Annotated in this window: 16 protein-coding genes and 3 pseudogenes; 4 read left to right on the top strand and 15 right to left on the bottom strand. The window is 68.0% G+C overall.

The window, feature by feature from the left end:
• Nucleotides 1-134: 134 nt before the first annotated feature.
• Complete coding sequence (locus JW364_RS24120) at nt 135-317, bottom strand: hypothetical protein (protein ID WP_223258896.1); 183 nt, start codon at nt 315-317, stop codon at nt 135-137.
• Between JW364_RS24120 and JW364_RS07000 the strand changes: the two genes are divergently transcribed.
• Nucleotides 303-1,439 (top strand): diguanylate cyclase, encoded by a 1,137-nt coding sequence (locus JW364_RS07000; RefSeq protein ID WP_240198784.1) that lies wholly within the window; start codon nt 303-305, stop codon nt 1,437-1,439. The genes JW364_RS24120 and JW364_RS07000 overlap by 15 nt on opposite strands.
• On the opposite strand, the gene JW364_RS06995 is transcribed toward JW364_RS07000, so the two are convergent.
• A complete protein-coding gene (locus JW364_RS06995) occupies nt 1,387-2,751 on the bottom strand; it encodes an FAD-binding oxidoreductase (protein WP_205333356.1) in 1,365 nt (454 codons plus the stop codon). The genes JW364_RS07000 and JW364_RS06995 overlap by 53 nt on opposite strands.
• 85 nt (nt 2,752-2,836) lie before the next feature.
• Here JW364_RS06995 and JW364_RS06990 point away from each other — a divergent pair, with 85 nt between their 5' ends.
• On the top strand, nt 2,837-3,262 hold the full coding sequence (locus tag JW364_RS06990) for a nitroreductase/quinone reductase family protein (protein ID WP_068970840.1): 426 nt from the start codon (nt 2,837-2,839) through the stop codon (nt 3,260-3,262).
• 47 nt (nt 3,263-3,309) lie between these two features.
• Nucleotides 3,310-4,260: a serine/threonine-protein kinase gene (locus tag JW364_RS06985; protein ID WP_205333355.1), complete on the top strand. Its 951-nt coding sequence runs from the start codon at nt 3,310-3,312 to the stop codon at nt 4,258-4,260.
• Nucleotides 4,261-4,264: 4 nt separating this feature from the next.
• On the opposite strand, the gene JW364_RS06980 is transcribed toward JW364_RS06985, so the two are convergent.
• Nucleotides 4,265-5,398 carry an amidohydrolase gene (locus JW364_RS06980; protein WP_068970792.1) on the bottom strand — a complete coding sequence of 378 codons (1,134 nt, stop codon included), beginning with the start codon at nt 5,396-5,398 and terminating at the stop codon, nt 4,265-4,267.
• 123 nt (nt 5,399-5,521) lie between these two features.
• Here JW364_RS06980 and JW364_RS06975 point away from each other — a divergent pair.
• A pseudogene (locus JW364_RS06975) lies at nt 5,522-6,685 on the top strand (FAD-binding oxidoreductase); the annotation flags it as partial.
• A 38-nt stretch (nt 6,686-6,723) separates the two neighbouring features.
• Here the strand turns inward: JW364_RS06975 and JW364_RS06970 are convergent.
• The 12 genes and pseudogenes from JW364_RS06970 to JW364_RS06915 form a co-directional block, all read right to left on the bottom strand.
• A complete protein-coding gene (locus JW364_RS06970) occupies nt 6,724-7,800 on the bottom strand; it encodes a hypothetical protein (protein ID WP_205333353.1) in 1,077 nt (358 codons plus the stop codon).
• 98 nt (nt 7,801-7,898) lie between these two features.
• A complete protein-coding gene (locus JW364_RS06965; protein WP_068970790.1) occupies nt 7,899-9,005 on the bottom strand; it encodes a hypothetical protein in 1,107 nt (368 codons plus the stop codon).
• A gap of 18 nt (nt 9,006-9,023) precedes the next feature.
• The gene (locus JW364_RS06960; protein WP_058249667.1) at nt 9,024-9,491 is read right to left on the bottom strand and encodes an SRPBCC family protein; all 468 of its coding nucleotides are present in this window, start codon (nt 9,489-9,491) and stop codon (nt 9,024-9,026) included.
• A gap of 44 nt (nt 9,492-9,535) precedes the next feature.
• On the bottom strand, nt 9,536-9,934 hold the full coding sequence (locus tag JW364_RS06955; protein WP_058249934.1) for a heat shock protein transcriptional repressor HspR: 399 nt from the start codon (nt 9,932-9,934) through the stop codon (nt 9,536-9,538).
• Nucleotides 9,935-9,937: 3 nt separating this feature from the next.
• The gene (gene dnaJ / locus JW364_RS06950) at nt 9,938-11,140 is read right to left on the bottom strand and encodes a molecular chaperone DnaJ (RefSeq protein WP_058249666.1); all 1,203 of its coding nucleotides are present in this window, start codon (nt 11,138-11,140) and stop codon (nt 9,938-9,940) included.
• 237 nt (nt 11,141-11,377) lie between these two features.
• Nucleotides 11,378-12,022: a nucleotide exchange factor GrpE gene (grpE, locus tag JW364_RS06945; RefSeq protein ID WP_068970965.1), complete on the bottom strand. Its 645-nt coding sequence runs from the start codon at nt 12,020-12,022 to the stop codon at nt 11,378-11,380.
• Nucleotides 12,019-13,863 carry a molecular chaperone DnaK gene (gene dnaK, locus JW364_RS06940; RefSeq protein ID WP_068970966.1) on the bottom strand — a complete coding sequence of 615 codons (1,845 nt, stop codon included), beginning with the start codon at nt 13,861-13,863 and terminating at the stop codon, nt 12,019-12,021. The genes grpE and dnaK overlap by 4 nt, the downstream gene beginning before the upstream one ends.
• A gap of 333 nt (nt 13,864-14,196) precedes the next feature.
• Nucleotides 14,197-14,986: pseudogene (locus JW364_RS06935) on the bottom strand (ABC transporter permease).
• Nucleotides 14,983-16,146 (bottom strand): ABC transporter substrate-binding protein, encoded by a 1,164-nt coding sequence (locus tag JW364_RS06930; RefSeq protein ID WP_205333352.1) that lies wholly within the window; start codon nt 16,144-16,146, stop codon nt 14,983-14,985. Before JW364_RS06930 ends, JW364_RS06935 begins: the two are co-directional and overlap by 4 nt.
• Entirely contained in the window at nt 16,143-16,877 is a 735-nt protein-coding gene (locus JW364_RS06925) for an ABC transporter ATP-binding protein (protein ID WP_374100798.1), read from the bottom strand. The genes JW364_RS06930 and JW364_RS06925 overlap by 4 nt, the downstream gene beginning before the upstream one ends.
• Nucleotides 16,853-17,888: pseudogene (locus JW364_RS24505) on the bottom strand (acyl-CoA dehydrogenase). The gene JW364_RS06925 and the pseudogene JW364_RS24505 overlap by 25 nt, the downstream one beginning before the upstream one ends.
• Before the next feature lie 5 nt (nt 17,889-17,893).
• The gene (locus JW364_RS06915; RefSeq protein ID WP_205333351.1) at nt 17,894-18,421 is read right to left on the bottom strand and encodes a DUF4242 domain-containing protein; all 528 of its coding nucleotides are present in this window, start codon (nt 18,419-18,421) and stop codon (nt 17,894-17,896) included.
• Nucleotides 18,422-18,481: the final 60 nt, after the last annotated feature.

Here is an 18,481-nt window from a genome sequence, read left to right as displayed (position 1 = left end):
TGCCGATTCTTACATCTTTCGCTCCGTTGGGTCATATCGCGGATTTCGAGAAGAAACGATCTTTAATCGTCCTCTAAACTCCGTAACGTGTGTTCGACGATTCGTCGTCGCGACATGCATGCGCGTCACGCGCATCACGAGTGAAAGAGGATGCGGCCATCGAGCACCGACAACGCGGAGACCAGGATGAACGGCCCGCCGCTCGTTTCCGGGCTCTTCGCCACGGACCGGCCACCGGTGAGATATCCGGCCATCATCACCTTTTCTACGACAACGCCGATCACGTCCTCAAACAGGTCCGGATGCGCGAATGGCATGTCCGCGTCACCATCGCCGTACTGGTCGCGGTGTGCGGGGCGCTCGGCACGATCGCCCTCTTCACGCCGAGTGGCACACAGGGATCCGTCCCGCGCTCGATCGCCCTCGGCATCGTAGTCGCCACCACGATCCCGATGGCTTACGTGGTCAGCCGGGTCCACCTCGGCGTGATCTGGTGGACCAAGCAGTCGTCGATCAGAGGATTCAACACCCTGTTCGTCCTGTGGGCCGACGCAGTGCTGACCGTCGCGATCCTCGCCATCTCCGACATCATCCTGGCCCAGTTCTGCGCCGTGATCTTCGCCGTCATCGGGTCATATGTGGCCCATTTCGTCCGGTCCCCGGTCGCGTACGCCCACATGATCTACTCGAGCATCGCGGTCTGCGCGATGGGCCTCATGTCGTGGGCAGATGGCACTCCGGTGTTGAACGTCCTGTTCACCACACTCGCTTTGTTGGTCGTCACCAATGGCACCACGGCCCTTCATCGCAGTTACACATCCGATTTCCAGCGATCACTGAAACATCAGCTCATCATGGCGAATACCGATTCGCTCACCGGATTGCTGAATCGTCGCGGCTTCATCTACGCGACGACGACAATGCTCCGTCGCAGCCCCGCTCACCCGTTCGCATTGGTCACCGCGGATGTCGACCGGTTCAAGGCCATCAACGACGAACACGGTCACGCGACGGGTGACGACGTCCTGGAGCGGGTCGCGGCAATTCTGCAGGGGGCCACCGACGAGCAGGCCATCGTCGCGCGGCTCGGCGGTGACGAGTTCGCGATCGCGACGCTCGCCGACGAGACCTCGGTGCGCGCGCTCGCCGAACGCATCCGCGCGCGGCGCATCACGATCCCCGGTGGTGCGACCGCGACGATGAGCCTGGGGATCGCCGTGGGTGTCACACCGGGCGGCCACATGTCCCCCGACGACGCCGACGCCTTCATCCGGCACGAGTTCGACGTCGCCGACGACGCGCTCTTCGACGCCAAGGCCGCAGGCCGCGACACCTATGTGGTGGCGGGGCGCACCGCCACCCCCCGGCCCACCGAAGGACGCCCACCTACAACAGCACGCCCGGGTTCAGCAGACCGTCGGGGTCGAGAGCCTGCTTGATCCGAGCCGTCAGTTCCATGACGTCGGGCCCCACCTGGTCGGGCAGCCAGCCCTTCTTCAGTCGCCCCACCCCGTGCTCGCCGGTGATGGTGCCGCCCAACTCGATCGCGAGGTCCATGATCTGACCGAAGGCGACCTGCGCGCGCTCCGCCTCGTCCACATCGGCGGGGTCGAAGACGATCAGCGGGTGCGTGTTGCCGTCGCCGGCGTGGGCGATCACCGAGATCATCACCCGGTTGTCGGCCGCGATCTCGGCGACACCGTCGATGAGGTCGGGCAGCGAGGGCAGCGGTACGCCGACATCCTCGAGCAACAGCGATCCCAGCTTCTCCACCGCCGGGATCGCCGCGCGGCGGGCCGCGGTGAACGCCTCGCCCTCGACGGGGTCGTCGGTCGCGAAGACCTCGCCGGCGCCATTGGACTCGAACGCCTTCCGGATGAACTCGACCTCGGCCGCGCCGGCCGCACCCGGGGCGTCGGACTGGGCGACGAGCAGCGCCCCGGCCTCTCGGTCGAGGCCCATCCGCAACAGGTCCTCGACGGCGTTGATGGCCACCGAGTCCATGAACTCGAGCATCGCGGGACGCATGTCCCCGGTCACCGCCAGCACCGCTCGGCTGGCGTCGTGCACCGAACCGAACACACCGACGACGGTGCTCGCGGGGCCTTGCGGTGGCAACAGCCGCAGGGTGACCTCGGTGATGATCCCGAGCAGCCCCTCGCTGCCCACGAACAGCTTGGTCAGCGGCAGGCCCGCGGAGTCTTTGAGCTGCTTGCCGCCGACGCGTACCGCCCGGCCGTCGGCCAGCACCACCTCCAGGCCCAGGACGTAGTCCGTGGTGACGCCGTACTTGACGCAGCACAGTCCGCCCGCGTTGGTGGCGACATTCCCGCCGATCGAGCAGATCTCGAACGACGACGGGTCCGGCGGATACCACAGCCCCGACGCGGCGGCCGCGGCCTTCACCTCCGAGTTGAACAGTCCGGGTTGGACGACGGCGGTGCGCGTCGCCGGGTCGACGTCGATGTCCCGCATCTTCTCGGTGGACAGCATGATCGCGCCGTCGACCGCCGTCGACCCGCCCGACAGACTGGTACCCGCACCCCGCGTGATGACCGGGACACCGTTGGCGGCACACCAGCGAACGGTGTCCTGCACTTCGGCGGTGGTGGTCGGCCGAACCAGCGCGAGCGGGGTGCCGGCCGTCGGATCGGCGGCACGGTCCTGCCGGTAGCCGGCGAGGATGTCGGCGTCGGTGACCACCATGCCGTCGGGAAGGGAAGCGGCCAGCGAACTCGGGTCGGCACTCATCTGTTCAGAGTATTCGCAGACCGAACGACCACGGTTTCAGATTGATACATGGCCGGAAACGCCGGGCACCGCGACAATGAGCGACGTGAACGATTTCAACGCGACCGTCATCAACGAGTTCCGCTCCAACAACGGGCATGTGGACACCGCCGGCTTCGGCAAGAACCTGGTGCTCCTGCACACGCTGGGCGCCAAGTCCGGCGAGCCGCGGATCAGTCCCCTGTTCGCCCTGCCCGACGCCGACAGCTGGCTGGTGATCGGCTCGTACGCCGGTTCGCCGAAGGCCCCGGCGTGGGTGCACAACCTGCGGGCACATCCCGAATCGGTCGCCGTGGAGGCGCCGGCGGAGAACGGCGTCGAACGGCTCGACACCGCGGTGACCGAAGTCGAGGGTGACGACTGGGAACCCGCGTGGCAGAAGTTCATCTCGGCATCCGAGCAGTTCCTGAAGTACACCGAGACCGCGCAGGGCCGCCGGTTCCCGATCTTCCGGCTGACACCAGCTCGCTGACCCCGCGGTTACCGCCGTCGGCCCGCGAACGCCACTACCCTGGCAGGGTGTTCGAGGTTGGCGAGAGCGTGGCCGGCTTCACCATCGACGACTTCCTCGGTGGCGGGGCGAGCGCCGATGTGTTCCGGGTCCATCGCACCGGCGACGACGGGGACCCATCGTGCGATGGGCCGCTGGCCCTGAAGGTACTGCACCCGAACGCGTCCGACCACGCGCGGGTCCGGGAGCGCTTCGAGCGGGAATTCGGGATCGCGTCGCTGCTCGACCATCCGCACATCGTGCGCATGATCGAGCACGGCGAGATCGCCTCGCCGCGCGGGTCGCTCGGGCCGCGGCACCTGCCGTCGATGTGGCTGACCATGCAGTACATCGGCGGCCCCGCGGCGACCGCACTCGTCCCCGAGCGCGGCGACGAGCCGGACATGGACACCATCCTGCGGGTGGCGATGCAGATCGCCGATGCGCTGGATCATGCGCATTCGCAGGACATCCTGCATCGCGACGTCAAACCCGCGAACATCCTCCTCTCCCGCACCCCGCGATCTGTGGGTACACCCCTCGACGCCTACCTCTCGGACTTCGGGATCGCCCAGTTCCTCGACGACACCCGTCCACTCGCGCGCAACGGTCGTGTGCAGGGTTCCATCGGCTACGCCTCGCCCGAACTACTGCAGGCCCAGAAGCTCACCCCCGCAACCGATTTCTACGCATTCGCGTGCACGCTCGTCGAACTCATCACGGGCACACCGCCGTACCCGCGGAACACCGCTTTCGCGATCACCTATGCCCACCTCAACGACGACCCGCCGAAACTCACCCGACGCCGCCCCTGGCTGCCATCGGCGATGAACTCGATCTTCGCCAAGGCGCTGGCGAAGTCACCGGAGGACCGGTATCCCTCGTGCACCGCCCTCGTCGAGATCCTGACCCGGCTCATGCGGGACGTGCCCGTGCCGGAGTCGCCGCAACGTTCGACGTGGTGGCCCCGCGGCCGGTGAGCGGTCAACCCGCCGCGTCATCGATCGCATAGACACGAACAGCGGTGTCGCGGAAGATCTTCCGCAGAGCCTCCGAACCCCACTGGGACACACAGTCGACGAGCGCGCCGACCAGCACGTCGACCGCGGCGTTGGGCCGATCGATCGGATAGTTGGACCCGAACATGATGCGGTCCGACCCGAAATGGGTGACGATGTGCTCGACGAAGGGACCGATCATCTCGGCGAGCGTGGCCTGACCGCCGATGTTGCCCCACCGTTCGTGACCGTAACCCAGTATCGGCATCGCCAGACCCGACAGTTTGACGACGACGTTGCGGTGGTTCGCCAGGGTCGTCATCCGTTCTCGCCACAATCGCCAGATGTCCGCGCGCGCTGCGGCTGTCGCGCCGGTGCGGACACCGACGGGACCGAAGACCCCTGCCGGGATGCCGAAGTGGTCGAGGACGATCGTCGTGTCGGGGTACTCACGGGCCAGCAGGATGACGTCGTAGAGCTGATGGGAGTACACCGACGCCTCGAAGACCAGATCGCGGCTCGCGAGTTCGGCGAACCCCTCGAGGAACGCCGTCGAGGACAGCAGGTTGTCGGTGTCCCCGCCATCGCGGACGCGCGGATCAGGATGTCGGGACGCGACGATGCGGATGCCGCGGAACCGCGGGGAGGCCGCGAACTGTTCGTCGAGCATGGTCGCGAACGTGCGGGTCCGCGGATCGCCGTGCGAGATGACGGCGCCGAGGCGGGGGGTACCGGCCTGGCCGAACGGCAGGCTCTCGAGATATCGGGTCTCCTCGACGGCGGTGCTGTCCACCGGGGGCTCCGCGGCGTCGGCGACCTCGCGGCGCCAATGCGACTCGACGTGCACCACCGTGTCGATCGGTACCCCCACCACGGTCGGCACCAGCGCCGCATCGGTGGCGTACTGACGCGGCTCGTAGGCCCGGGCCACGGTGCGCGGGGTCAGGATGTACTCGCGGTCGGCGCGCGAGACGACGAGCGGGAACACCCGGTCGCCCAAGGTGGGGACGAACCCGTACAGCCGCGACGCCCGCGTGGCCGCCCACGGGGTGCGCCGCGGGTTCCAGTGCTGCACATGGGCATCAACGATGCCCGTGAGGACCCCTTCGAGGGACGTCATCCCCGTACCTTGCCATACCTCATCACTGTCCGACATGGGATGCCGGATCCTGAATTGTGACGTGTTGAAGGACTAGTGTGGGTCTCTTGAACCGGGTGGGGAGACGAGCCGCGACGGAGGTGTGATCTTTTCGAGATGGCGACACATACGCGCCACGCGCTGCATCAGCTGCGGACGGCTGTCAATCGACAGCCCGACCGGTTCGTCACCAACGTCTACACCCGGATGTTCGCGATCGATCCCGACCTGCGTGACCTGTTCGGGGTGTCGATGGCGGCCCAGCGAGTGGCCTTCCATCGGGTCATCGACCATGTGCTGGAAGCGATCCCGGCCGAGTCGGGTCACGCCGAACTCGTGGAGTTCCTCGCTCAGCTCGGACGCGACCATCGCAAGTTCGGAGTCGAGCCCGAGCATTACCACGTGATGTACGCCGCCCTGATGGGCGAGTTCGGCAGCCTCATGGCCGGTTACTGGGACGCCGAGACCGAACAGACCGTCTCGCAGGCGATGATGCTGGTCACCGGGGTCATGCGGGGCGCGGCCGAGAGCGCGACCCATCCCGCACGCTGGACCGCCGAGGTCGTCGAGAAGTACCGCATCACCCGGGACCTCGCGGTCGTCCGGCTTCTCGCCCACTCGCCGCTGACGTTCAACACGGGCCAATACCTCGAGGTGCACACCCCGCAATGGCCCAAGCAGTGGCGCAATCTCTCCCCCGCCATCCCGCCCAACCCGGCCGGTGAACTGGAGTTCCACGTGCGTGCGATCCCCCGTGGAACGGTCAGCACCGCGATCGTGAGCGAGACCAGCATCGGCGATGTGTGGACCCTCGCCCAGGGGCACGGGACGCTGCACGTCGACCGCGACAGCAAGGTCCTCATGGTCGCGGGCGGGACCGGGCTCGCACCGCTGCGGGCGTTGTTGATCGAGATGTCGATGCGCGCCGATTCGCCGGAGACGCACATCTTCTACGGCATGCGCTACCCGGGCGAGCTGTACGACCTGACCGTGCTGCGCCGCATCGCGTCGACCAATCCCTGGCTGCGGGTCACCGCCGTGTCCCAGGAGGAGCGCGATCCGTGGTGGATCAACGCGGTGGCGACGCCCGCCGAACTCGGCATCGACCACGAGATCGGCACCCTGGCCGACGTCGTCGCCCGGTCCGGTGATTGGCAGGACCGCCAGGTGCTCATCGCGGGATCACCGCAGATGATCGAGAACACCCGACGCACGCTGATCATCGCGGGCGTCCGGGCCAGCCGCATCCAGCACGACCCGGTGTTCTGACCCGGTACCGGAGTTGGCTCCCCCGAACCGGTTGCGCCTCAGGGGACTTCGAGGCTCGGCTCGCCGCCGGCCGGAGCCGTGACCGTTTCGGTCTCGGTCACGGTGTACGTCTCGGGAGCCGACTCGGTCACCGTCTCCGTTCGAGTGACCGGACGCGGGGTGCTGGTGACCGTGGTCGTGCGGACCGAGGTTTCCGTTGCGGTCTCGGTGACCGTCGCCTCCTCGGTCGAGGTGACCGCTGCCGGTGTCTCGGTCACGGTGACGGGCGCGGGTTCGGCGACCGTCGACTCGGCGGTGAGGATCAGCGTCATCCCGACGGCGGCCAGGAACACGGCCGCGCCGATGGCGGCGCCGACGAACCACCAGCGACGTCCCGTGGACGTCCGCGGGGCGGCGGGGGGTGCTGCCGCGGCGACCACCGCGGCGTCGGCCGCACCGAGGGCCGAGGCCAGCGCCGGGTTGTCCGCGACGGTGACGGGGCGTTGCGCCGCGTACTCGAAGGCCGGCGCGATGCCGGGGAGTTGCGCGCCGGGGCCGACCACGATGACCGACGTGATGTCACGCCCGCGCGGCAGGCGGGTGACCGCCGTCGCGAGCCGGGTCGCCGCGTCGGGGTCGGTGACCGAGGCGATCTCGCCCGGCGCGAAGTCGGTCGTGCCGAGGACGGCGCCGGAAGACGTGTCGACGGTGGCGAGGGTCGTGCCGGCGGCCGGCGCGGCATCGCGATCCAGGTCGACGACGGCCACCACCCCACCGCGCGTCGCATGCGTGCATGCGATCTCGGCGAGTGCGGCGGCATAGCCGGTGACGACGACCTTCTCCGTCCACGACGGCCCGGTGCCGGCGCCCGGCGCGAAGGCCCGTGCCAGGTGGTCGCGGACGTCTGCGCGGGACGCCGAGATGCCGATGCGGTCGACCTCCACAGGCACGGAATCGACGAGTTCGAGGATCGCGGCCTCGGCACCGGCCGCCGACGCGTCCGGGAGGTCGACAAGATTGCTCGCCAGGACGTGGCCGTCGGCGTCGCGGACCACCGAGCTGATCTGGTCGTCGACGACGGAGATACCCAGGACCACGAACCCTGGCATCGGACCGTTTGCCGGTACCTCGGACATGGTTCACCTCCCGTCGCCGACCTTGCTGTGGCGTTCTGACCCGCAAGCCTAGCGGCTGACGCGAGGACCGGGGCATCCGGCTGTGTCCGGCGTCCGGCTCAGATCGACTCGGCAGCGTGCTGGGTGTACGCGGCGTCGCGCACCGCTTCGTCGGTTTCCAGGCCGGCGCCCAGGGCACCGCCGACGGTCGCGAGGGAGCACGTCAGCCAGGCAACCTCCAGATAGTCGGTGAAGCCGACAGGGTGGTCGAGCGTCGCACCGATGACCTGCGGCACCACGAGGCAGAGCGCGCCGATCGCGGACAAGACGAACAGCGCCGCGTAGAACGCGCCCACACCGAGAACGACTGTGATCATGGTGACGATGTTGAACAGCACCACCTGTTCGCGCGTCTGTCGGGAGCCGCCGCGTTCCCACAGGTCGGCGCCGATGATCAGGGTCGCGGTGATCGCGATGATCGAACCGAGTGCCACGCCGGTGAGCCGAATCCCACCGAAAGTGTCTGCGAGCAGCCAGATGTCGGCGGTCACCAGTGCGAAGACCCCGGCCGCGATAGCGCCGGTGAGTGCGCGGCTCAGGCCGAGTGCCAGCCGCCACGGGCGGTTGGCGCGCACCATGCCGGTGAGCAGACGCAGGTTCCCGGTCAGGACACGCGCGGTGAACGCGGTGCCCGCCTCGTCGACGTCGGTCCCGAGTTGGCGCACGCGATGGCGCAGCGCCGACCGCGCCGGCGACTTCTGGTGACTGCGGAGGTCGTCGGCGTCGGCACCGAGGAGTTGACCGACGAGTCCGGTGATGATGCCGCGGGCCCGCTGCCGCACTCCGGTGGCGCCGAGCGCCGGCACCGAGAGGACCGCGACGCCGTGCACTGCGTTGGCATGCGCGACGACCGGACGTTTGCCGACGTGTAGCGGCAGGTCGGTCAGGCAGAGCACCAGATCCCACTCGTGTTCGAGCAGAAGATCTCTCGTGGCGTCGACGATCTCGGCGTCGCCGACCGGCGGCTGTACGACGCCGGCCTCGAGGAGATCCAGCTGCCAGCGCGCGCCGGGGAAGGTCGTCTGGATGTGGTCGGTGAGGTCGGCTTCGATGAGCTTGCGGGCGAGGTCGATCGCCTGGCCCGGCGCGGCGACGATGCCGAGGACGACGACGGGTTCATCCGAGGTGCCGGGCTCGGGGAACGACTCGGGGGAAGAGGAGTCCATCAAGGGTGACGGCTCGGCTCAGGCGAACCGGGCCGCGAGGGCCCGCAGGGTGCCCTCGATCCCCTTGCCGTTCTTCTTGTCGTAGCCGATGAGTTCCATGATCTTCGGTACCCGGAGCGTCGAGTAGTCGAAGGTCTCGGTGACCGCGGTCGTGGTCGGTGACGTCGACTCGAGTTCCCACCGCCAGCGGTGCCCCATCGGGTGCTGCCATTCGACGACCCGACCGGGTTCGAAGTCGGTGACGGTCGAGGTGATCTTGTACGGCACGCCGTACTGCTTCATCCCGACGCTGAAACGCGCCCCACGGGTCAGCGTCTCGGGCCCGTCCACAGGGGTGTCGCGGACCGTGCCGGAACCGTCGAGCTCCGGATGCCGATGCGGATTCGACACGAGCGCGAACACATCGGCGGCCGGGGCGTTCACGACGACCCGGCGCGAGACCTTGTGCGGGCCGGAGTCGACGGTGGTGACGGGTTCAGAAGCCATACGCTCAACGTTACGCACGTCCGTGGGCTCGCGTCGAAACCACGTCAGTCGGTGGTGCGTTTGCGTCGCGGCTGCCAGACGACCAGGGCGTTGGTGCGTGGCACGGGGACGAGTTCGCCGCCGCGGCGGGTCCGCGACGCCTGCACCTCGTCGGTCAGCTCGCGCACGCGGTGCTGGAGCGCCTCGACCTGATTGCTCAGGTCGATGATGCGTTTGATGCCCGCGAGGTTGACGCCTTCCTCCTGCGAGAGACGCTGGATCTCGCGCAGGAGTTCGACGTCGCGGGACGAGTAGCGGCGACCACCGCCACTCGTCCGTTGCGGGGTGACCAGGCCCAGTCGGTCATAGGTCCGCAGGGTCTGGGCGTGCATGCCGGCGAGTTCGGCGGCCACCGAGATCAGGAAGGTCGCGCCGTCGCCGTCGAAGTTGCTCGCACCGGCCATGACTCATCGCCCCCAGTCCGCCCGCGGGTCGAAACCGCTTGCCCGCTCGGCCTGGTCGTAGGCGCGCATCGCCTCGACCGCGGCCTCGTCGAGCTTGTTCGGAACCGCGACCTTGACGGTGACGAGCAGGTCGCCCGCCCCGCCGGAGCGCTTGGGCACCCCACGACCGCGCACGCGCAGCGTGCGGCCGTCGGTGGTGTTCGGCGGGATCTTCACCCCGACCGAACCCTCCAGGGTCGGAACCGAGACCGTCGCTCCGAGAACGAGTTCGGAGATCCGCACCGGCAGCTGCACCCGAAGGTCGTTGCCGCTGCGGGTGAACTGCTTGTGCGGGGTCACGTGCACGACGACGTAGAGGTCACCCGACGGGGCGCCACGACGACCGGCCTCGCCCTGCCCGGCGAGCCGGATGCGTTGACCGTCCTCGACGCCGGCGGGGATCCGGACGTTGATGGTGCGCGCCCGGACCTTCACGCCGCTGCCGTCGCAATCGGTGCACGGGTCGTCGATCCGCGACCCGGTGCCCTGGCAGTCCTGGCAGGGCTCGCTGAATCCGAACGCGCCCTGGTTGCGGCTCACGAACCCGGAACCGTTGCAGTTCGCGCACACCCGCGGACTGGTCCCGGGCTTGGCGCCCGAGCCGTGGCAGGTGGTGCAGGGCGACGGACTGGTCACCCGCAGGGGGACGGTCGTGCCGAGCGCGGCGTCGGAGAACGAGAGCGTCGTCTCGGTCTCGAGGTCCTTGCCACGACGCGGCCGGCTCGCCGTCGAAGTACGTTGCGTTCCGCCGCCGCGGTTGAACAGGCCGTCGAAGATGTCGCCGAAACCGCCACCGCCGCCCCCGGTCTGTGCCCCGCCGAACAGGTCGCCGAGGTCGAAGTCGCCACCGCCGCCGGTGGTGTAGGTGGTTCCGCCGCCGGGGAAGCCACCCGGGAAGCCGTTGCCGCCGCCGCGGAATCGTCCGCCGGCGAACATGGCGCGTGTCTCGTCGTATTCCTTGCGCTTCTCGGCATCGCCGAGGACGCTGTGGGCTTCGGACACCCGCTTGAAGCGCTCTTCGGCCGCGCTGTCACCCGGATTCGCATCCGGATGCAGCTCGCGCGCGAGCTTGCGGTAGGCCTTCTTGATCTCTTCAGCCGAAGCGTCAGAAGCAACGCCCAGGTCCTTGTAGAAGTCGTGTTCTAACCACTCACGTTGTGGTGCCACCAGACGTCACCTCCTTGAGTTCTGTTGTCTGGATTGAAGTTTCAGTTGGGGCCACCTGCTCCCTGAGGTGCGAGCCGACCACCTGCTCCCCGAGGTGCGAGCCGACCATGTGCTCCCTGAGGTGCGAGCGAAGCGAGCCACGAAGGGTTCGTCGCCCTTCGTGGCTCGTCGCTTGCGCTCCTCGCACCTCAGGGATCAGTGGTGAGTTCGCCCACTCAGGATCGAGCGACGGTCGTTCTATTGTGCACCGGGCGCGTCGCCCGCGGGAGCGGGATCGGTGACCGTCACCATCGCGGTGCGGATCACCTTCTCGCCCAGGCGGTAGCCGCATCGGTACACCGATCCGATCACCGGGTTCGCGCCGGTGCCGTCGTGCTGCACGGCTTCGTGGAGTTCGGGATCGAACTCGTCACCCGCCGCACCGAAGGCCACGAGACCTTCGGCGGCCAGCACACCGGTCAGCTTGTCGGCGACCGCACGCAGCGGACCGCTGTCGAGGTCGCCGTGTTCACGGGCACGGTCGAGATCGTCGATGATCGGCAGCAGCTTGTCGATCAGGATCTGCTTGCCGTAGGCGACCGAACCCTGCTTCTCCTCGGCGGCACGCCGCCGGAAGTTGGCGAACTGGGCGCGTTCTCGCTGCAGGTCGGCCGTCAGCTCGGCGACGCGGGCATCCGGTTCGTCGGCTGCGGCGTCCGGCTGCTCCTCGGTGGCCTGTGACATGTCGGTCTGCTCGTCGACGACCGGTCCGGCATCGGCCGGGCCAGGTCCGGCGGCCGGCTCGTCGCGCACCTCACCCGTCTCCGGGTCGATACGACGACGGTCGGTCACCGTCACCGGCTCCTCGCCGGACCCATTCGACGAATGGGCTCCTGCGGTCACTTGTTCTCCTTCGAGTCGGCATCGTCGACGACCTCGGCGTCGACGACGTCGGGATCGGTGTCGGCCGCGGCGGACTCACCGTTGGGGGACTCGGCAGCGGCGTTGGCGTAGATCGCCTGGCCGAGGGCCTGCGACTCCTCCGACAGCTTCTCGATCGCGGACTTGATCGCCGCGGTGTCGTTGCCCTTGAGCGCTTCCTGCGCCCCGGCGACGGCCGCCTCGACCTTCTCCTTCAGCTCCGCCGGGACCTTGTCCTCGTTCTCCTTGAGGAACTTCTCGGTCTGGTGGACCAGCGACTCCGCCTGGTTGCGGGTCTCGGCCTCCTCGCGGCGCTTGCGGTCCTCGTCGGCGTGCGCCTCCGCGTCCTTGATCATGCGGTCGATCTCGTCCTTGCTCAGGCCGGAACCGTCCTGGATGCGGATCGAGTTCTCCTTGCCGGTGCCCTTGTCCTTCGCGGTGACGTGCACGATGCCGTTGGCATCGATGTCGAAGGTCACCTCGATCTGCGGGACACCCTGCGGCGCAGGGGCGATGCCGCCGAGCTCGAAGCTGCCGAGCAGCTTGTTGTGCGAGGCGATCTCGCGCTCACCCTGATAGACCTGGATCTGCACCGACGGCTGGTTGTCCTCGGCGGTCGTGTAGGTCTCCGACCGCTTGGTCGGGATGGTGGTGTTGCGCTCGATCAGCTTGTGCATCACGCCGCCCTTGGTCTCGATACCGAGGGAGAGCGGGGTGACGTCGAGCAGCAGCACGTCCTTGACCTCGCCGCGGAGCACACCGGCCTGGAGTGCGGCGCCGACGGCGACGACCTCGTCCGGGTTGACGCCCTTGTTCGGCTCACGGCCACCGGTCAGTTCCTTCACCAGGTCGGTGACGGCCGGCATACGGGTCGAACCACCGACGAGCACGACGTGGTCGATGTCGCCGACGGAGATGCCCGCATCCTTGATGACGGCCTGGAACGGGGCGCGGGTGCGCTCCAGCAGATCAGAGGTGATCTTCTGGAACTCGCTGCGCGAGAGCTGCTCGTCGAGGAACAGCGGGTTCTTGTCGGCGTCGACGGTGATGTAGGGCAGGTTGATCGAGGTGCTCTGCGAGCTCGAGAGTTCGATCTTGGCCTTCTCGGCGGCCTCGCGGAGACGCTGCAGGGCCATCTTGTCCTTGGTCAGGTCGATGCCCGAGGTGCTCTTGAACTTCTCGACGAGCCAGTCGACGACGCGCTGATCCCAGTCGTCACCACCGAGGTGGTTGTCACCGGAGGTCGCACGGACCTCGACCACGCCGTCGCCGATCTCGAGCAGCGAGACGTCGAAGGTACCGCCACCGAGGTCGAAGACCAGGATGGTCTGTTCCTTCTCACCCTTGTCGAGTCCGTAGGCCAGGGCGGCCGCGGTCGGCTCGTTGACGATCCGGAGCACGTTGAGGCCGGCGATCTGGCCGGCTTCCTTGGTGGCCTGACGCTGCGCGTCGTTGAAGTAGGCCGGGACGGTGATGACCGCGTCGGTCACGTCCTCACCCAGGTACGACTCGGCGTCGCGCTTGAGCTTCATGAGCGTGCGCGCGCTGATCTCCTGCGGGGTGTACTTCTTGTCGTCGATCTCGACGGTCCAGTCGCCTTCGCCCATGTGGCGCTTGACGGAGCGGATGGTGCGGTCGACGTTGGTGACCGCCTGGTTCTTGGCGGGCTGGCCGACCAGCACCTCGCCGTTACGCGCGAACGCGACCACCGACGGGGTGGTCCGTGCGCCTTCGGCGTTGGCGATCACGGCGGCTTCGCCGCCTTCGAGCACGGCCACCACCGAGTTGGTGGTACCGAGGTCGATTCCAACAGCACGAGACATGTTTGGCTTCCTCCTAGTTTGCGGGTGTGCACCCGAGTCCTTGTCCCGGGGTCTCGCGACCGCGGGGATGTCGTGGCGAAACTCTGCGGGACCGGACTTCAGTGCGTCCGACTCATGTCCTACTGAAAAAGTAGATCCGAGTCAAACCGACTTGAGTCTTCGTCGCTCAGTTTTCTCGAAGTGTGTAACGGGGGTGGCCGACGGATTGTTCCCGGATCGTCGAAGAAAGTTGAGCGGATGTCGCTCAATGTCCGCCGGGCCGAAAACGCGTATGACGTTGCGCCCGGTTTCCGGGCACAACGTCATACGGAATCGCGAGGCCGTCGGCGGGGCTCAGCGTCGTCGGGTGAGCACCAGCCGGGCACCCGCATCGAGGAGGAAGCCGAGGATGCCGATCACCACGATCAGGGCGGCCACCTGGTCGTACGCCAGCTGATCGCGGGCGTTGAGAATCTGGTAGCCGAGACCGGAGCGCACGCCGAGCATCTCGGCAGGCACCAGGACCACCCAGGCGATGCCGAGCGCGACACGGATACCGGTCTGCACGTTCCCGCGGATCGCCGGGATCACCACAGACACGAGGACTTCGGTCCGGGTGGCGTGGAACGATCGCGCGACCTCGACGAAGCCGGGGTCGATCGACTTCACGCCGGCGGCCGTGTTGATGACGATCGGCCAGATCGCCGCGATCGCGATCAGGAAGATGACCGGTTCGTCGCCGATGCCGAACACCATCACCGCGACCGGAGCCCACGACAACGGGGAGATCATCCGCAGGAAGGCGACGATCGGATTCGCCGCGCGTTCCGCGGTGAGACTCAGGCCGATCAGCAGGCCCAGCGGGAACCCGAGCACGACGGCGATCAGAAGACCGATCAGCAACCGCCACAGACTCAGTCCGATGTCGGGCAGCAGCACGCCGCGATCGAGGAGTTCCAGCATCGCCGGGAACACCTGCTGCGGAGCGAACTGGCGGGCGAGGGAGTCCGCCGCGGGGGACGACGGTGGTCGTCGCCCACCAGATCGCGACGAGCACCGCGATCGCGATAAGCGGCGGGACGATGGCGGAACCGGATCGCCGGCGCGGGTCCGTCGTGGTCTCGTCCTGGGTCAGCAGCGTCATGGCGTCACCTGTTCGGTTCTCGTGAGATCGGCGGGTAGTCCGAGAGCGGCTGCACCGCCGCGCATTCCGATGGCAGTACGGATGAATCGGTCGTCGACGAGGTCGGCATGGACGGTCGCCGGGTCCAGACGGCCGAGGAAGCGGCGATCACCGTCGACGAGGGTGTTGTCCATCTCGGTGACGAGCCGCTCGGTGAAACTCGCGAACGGGAAGGGTTGGAATCCGAGCCGTTGCGGCTGCCAGTCGACGTTGCTCACCGCGAAGTCGGCCGGGTCGTAGGTGAGCGCCTTGGCGATGGCCGGTTTCGGTTGCGGGAGATAACCGCCGGCGAGTTCCGCGGCGGCTCGGGGACGATCGAGATCGATGTGGTGCTGGGCCGCGACCACGGAGTCGGCGAGGGATTGGACCGCGGCGGGTCGTTCGTCGATGGCCGACTGATGGACGAGGAGCGCGCAGCAGGCGTGCTGTCGCCACACGTCGCCGAGAAAGGTGTGGATGCGGCCGATCTTGCGCACCTGGGCCATCGCGTTGAACGGATCGGCGACGACGTAACCGCCGATCGACCCGTTCGCCAGCGCCGGCACCATGTCCGAGGGGCTCATCACGATCAGCTCGACGGTCTTGTCGCCCCGGGACGCCCCGGTACGGATGACCGGTCGCAGCCCGTGGGTCCGCAACATCCGCTGCAGGATGATGTTGTGGATCGACCACCATGCCGGGATGGCCACCTGAGAGCCGGCGAGTTGCTCGAGGTCGACGATGTCGGGCGCCACGGTCAGCGCCGATCCGTTGGTGTGATTCCAACCCAACACCTGCACGGGGCTCTGCATCGCGTACCGGAGTGCCACCGCCATCGGCATCAGCAGATGGACGACGTCGACCTTTCGCGTCACGAAGGCCTCCGCGAGCGAGGACCAGCTCCGGAACAGCACGGGTTTCGTCGAACTCACGGCCGCGGGGTCGTATAGTCCGGCGGCGTGTGCGACGAGAAGCGGCGCCGCATCCGTGATGGGGAGGTAGCCGACCCGCAGTGCATCGGACGCACCCGGTGGCGCTGCCGTGGCCGCCCGGCCCAGACCGACGACGCCGCCGATGCCGCCCGCGACGGTGAGACCACCGACCCCGGCCAGGAGGAGTCGGCGTGAGATGGGCGCGTTCACACCTGCTGCCCCACCTGGTGACCGAAGTGCGTCAGGATCTCCGCGCGCCGGTCGGGATCGTCTCGGCCGAGACCGAATTCGAGCCGCCACTCCCCACCGATCCGGCCGGTCTCGGACAGCAGGACGATCCGGTCGGCGAGTTCGAGCGCCTCGTCGACGTCGTGCGTGACGAGGACGACGGTGATCCCCAGTTCGGCGGCCAATTCGGCCAGCCAGCTGCGCAATTCGCCGCGCACCGCCGGATCGAGCGCGCTGAACGGTTCGTCGAGCAAGAGCAACCTCGGCCGGATCGCCGCCGCACGGATGATCGCCACGCGTTGCGCCTGACCGCCCGACAGCTGATCGGGGTAGCGGTCGGCGAGACCGTCGAGCCCGAAGCGGCGCAACAGGCCGAGTGCGTAGTCGTTCTCGAACGACGCACGGTGCGCGGCGAATCGCCGTCCGAACCGGATGTTCTCTTCCACGGTCAGCCACGGCATCAGCAGCGCGCGCTGGAAGACAACCCCCGTGTGCGGTCGCTCACCGCCGGACTCGTCCCGCCACTCCAGGCTGCCGGCGTCGAGGGTCTCGAGGCCGGCGAGCACACGCAACAGCGTGGTCTTTCCGCTGCCGCTACGCCCGAGGACGGCCACGAACTCCCCGTCGTCGACGGCGAGGTCGATGCCCGACAATACAGCGGTGTCGCGAAAGGCTCTGCGGCCACCAGTTATTCGAACTGCGCGAGTTCCCACCGCAGTTGTCCTTCCGAGGGTGATTGGATGGGGATGAAAGCTGTTTCCCGGAACCGCCGGTTGGTGGCGCTCGCGGTCGCATAACCCGCACCGCCGCGGACGGTCGCCTCGAGCCGGGAGGCCGCGACCGCGGTTCGGGCGGCGTCGAGGCGCAGCCGGATCAGTTGGGCCGGCGACGGTGTCGTCGGATCGGCGGCGAACGTCGCGAGACGTGCACGTATCGACTCGAATTCGGCCGTCCGGTCGTCGAACTCGGGACGGAACACCTCGTTGACCCCCGCCAAGGACTCGACGGCACCGTCGAGTGCGGCACCGATGGCACCGCTGCAGAACGCGGACTGCAGCAGCAGGAACACCGGACGTATACCCCGGACGAACCCGGTGAGGTCGTCGGAGATCACGTTCTCGTCCTCGATCACCACGTCGGTGAGCGCGAGGGACGTCGAGGCGGTGGATCCCAAACCGATGAGGTCAGGCGCGGAACGGATCTCGACGCCGGGCGCGTCCGCGTCGACGACCGCGACGAGGGTCGTGTCACCGGCGCGCACCGGGAGGACGATCAGCGACTCGGCGTAGACGTTCGACGCCCAGCGGATCAGTCCGGTCGCCACGACCCCCCCCCCGGCCGCGACGCCCCGTGATGGGTACGTCGCCGAGCCCGGCCACCTGTTTCAGACCGGCCGCCATGGCCGTGACACCGATCCGCTCGCCACCGAGGAGCGACGCGAGGTGCCTCTCCCGCAACGCTTCCGGCGATCGGGCGACGTACTCGATCGTCATCCGCTGCGCCCACAGCGAGAATCCGGCCGACAGACTCACTGCCGACACACGTTCGAGGACGTCGATCATCGACGTCAGCGAACCGTCGACCACTCCCCGGCCCAGGAGGCCGGCCGCACCGGCCGCGGCGATGTCGACCCGGGTGTCGGTGTGGCCGGCGTCGAGGTCGCGGGCGCGGCCGGCCACGGATGCGACGACTTCGCCGAGTTCATCGGTCAGCGTCGGCGCCATACCGGTCAGCCCTGTAGCCGGTGGAGGCGGTCCACCGGGGTCGAGACGACCTCACGAGCGTGACGGACGGCCGCCTCGTCCGGGGCGTCGTAGAAGCACAGGCACTTGTCGGTGTCCTCGCGGACGTAGGTCCGCAGGAAGCTGACCTCGGGGACGTCGGCATACTTCGGCGAGTTCGCCTTCTTACGGGCCAGGTAGGTCTCCATGTCGATGGCTTCGGGGATGTCCCATTCGACGAGATAACCGGCGGTCGGACGCGCCTTCTTCAGCTCGTCGAGGTCGGCGCCGACGAGCCGGACCTCGTCCGGGCCGGCAGCGACGAGCCCCCGGAAGTCCTCGACCTCGTCCAATACGGCCGCCCGGCACCCCTCGAACTCGGCGATCACGAACAGTCGCTCGGCGCCTTCGGTCACCTGCGTCTCGATCAATTCGCCGCCGGCGGTCCGCAGATGTGCGTCGAGTCCTTTGATAAGTTCTTCGATCTTGCCCGCGTCACTGTCGGCAGGTTCGAGTTCGTAGAGGAAGAGCGCCATGGGTGAGCCTTTCTGCGTCGGTGTGCCCGCTGGTGACCGCACCGACCCTGGCATAGACAG

This window comes from Gordonia sp. BP-119, assembly GCF_016924115.1.
GTDB lineage: Bacteria > Actinomycetota > Actinomycetes > Mycobacteriales > Mycobacteriaceae > Gordonia > Gordonia hongkongensis.
Note: the sequence above shows the minus strand (reverse complement) of the source record. Positions and strands in the feature narration are given on the sequence as shown.

What these genes read in the sequence shown, in the direction of transcription:
- JW364_RS07000 (WP_240198784.1), top strand. Translation starts at nt 303, where the DNA reads ATGCGCGAATGGCATGTCCGCGTCACCATCGCCGTACTGGTCGCGGTG.
- JW364_RS24120 (WP_223258896.1), bottom strand. Translation starts at nt 317, where the DNA reads ATGCCATTCGCGCATCCGGACCTGTTTGAGGACGTGATCGGCGTTGTC.
- JW364_RS06995 (WP_205333356.1), bottom strand. Translation starts at nt 2,751, where the DNA reads ATGAGTGCCGACCCGAGTTCGCTGGCCGCTTCCCTTCCCGACGGCATG.
- JW364_RS06980 (WP_068970792.1), bottom strand. Translation starts at nt 5,398, where the DNA reads ATGACGTCCCTCGAAGGGGTCCTCACGGGCATCGTTGATGCCCATGTG.
- JW364_RS06970 (WP_205333353.1), bottom strand. Translation starts at nt 7,800, where the DNA reads ATGTCCGAGGTACCGGCAAACGGTCCGATGCCAGGGTTCGTGGTCCTG.
- JW364_RS06965 (WP_068970790.1), bottom strand. Translation starts at nt 9,005, where the DNA reads ATGGACTCCTCTTCCCCCGAGTCGTTCCCCGAGCCCGGCACCTCGGAT.
- JW364_RS06960 (WP_058249667.1), bottom strand. Translation starts at nt 9,491, where the DNA reads ATGGCTTCTGAACCCGTCACCACCGTCGACTCCGGCCCGCACAAGGTC.
- JW364_RS06955 (WP_058249934.1), bottom strand. Translation starts at nt 9,934, where the DNA reads ATGGCCGGTGCGAGCAACTTCGACGGCGACGGCGCGACCTTCCTGATC.
- dnaK (WP_068970966.1), bottom strand. Translation starts at nt 13,863, where the DNA reads ATGTCTCGTGCTGTTGGAATCGACCTCGGTACCACCAACTCGGTGGTG.
- JW364_RS06915 (WP_205333351.1), bottom strand. Translation starts at nt 18,421, where the DNA reads ATGGCGCTCTTCCTCTACGAACTCGAACCTGCCGACAGTGACGCGGGC.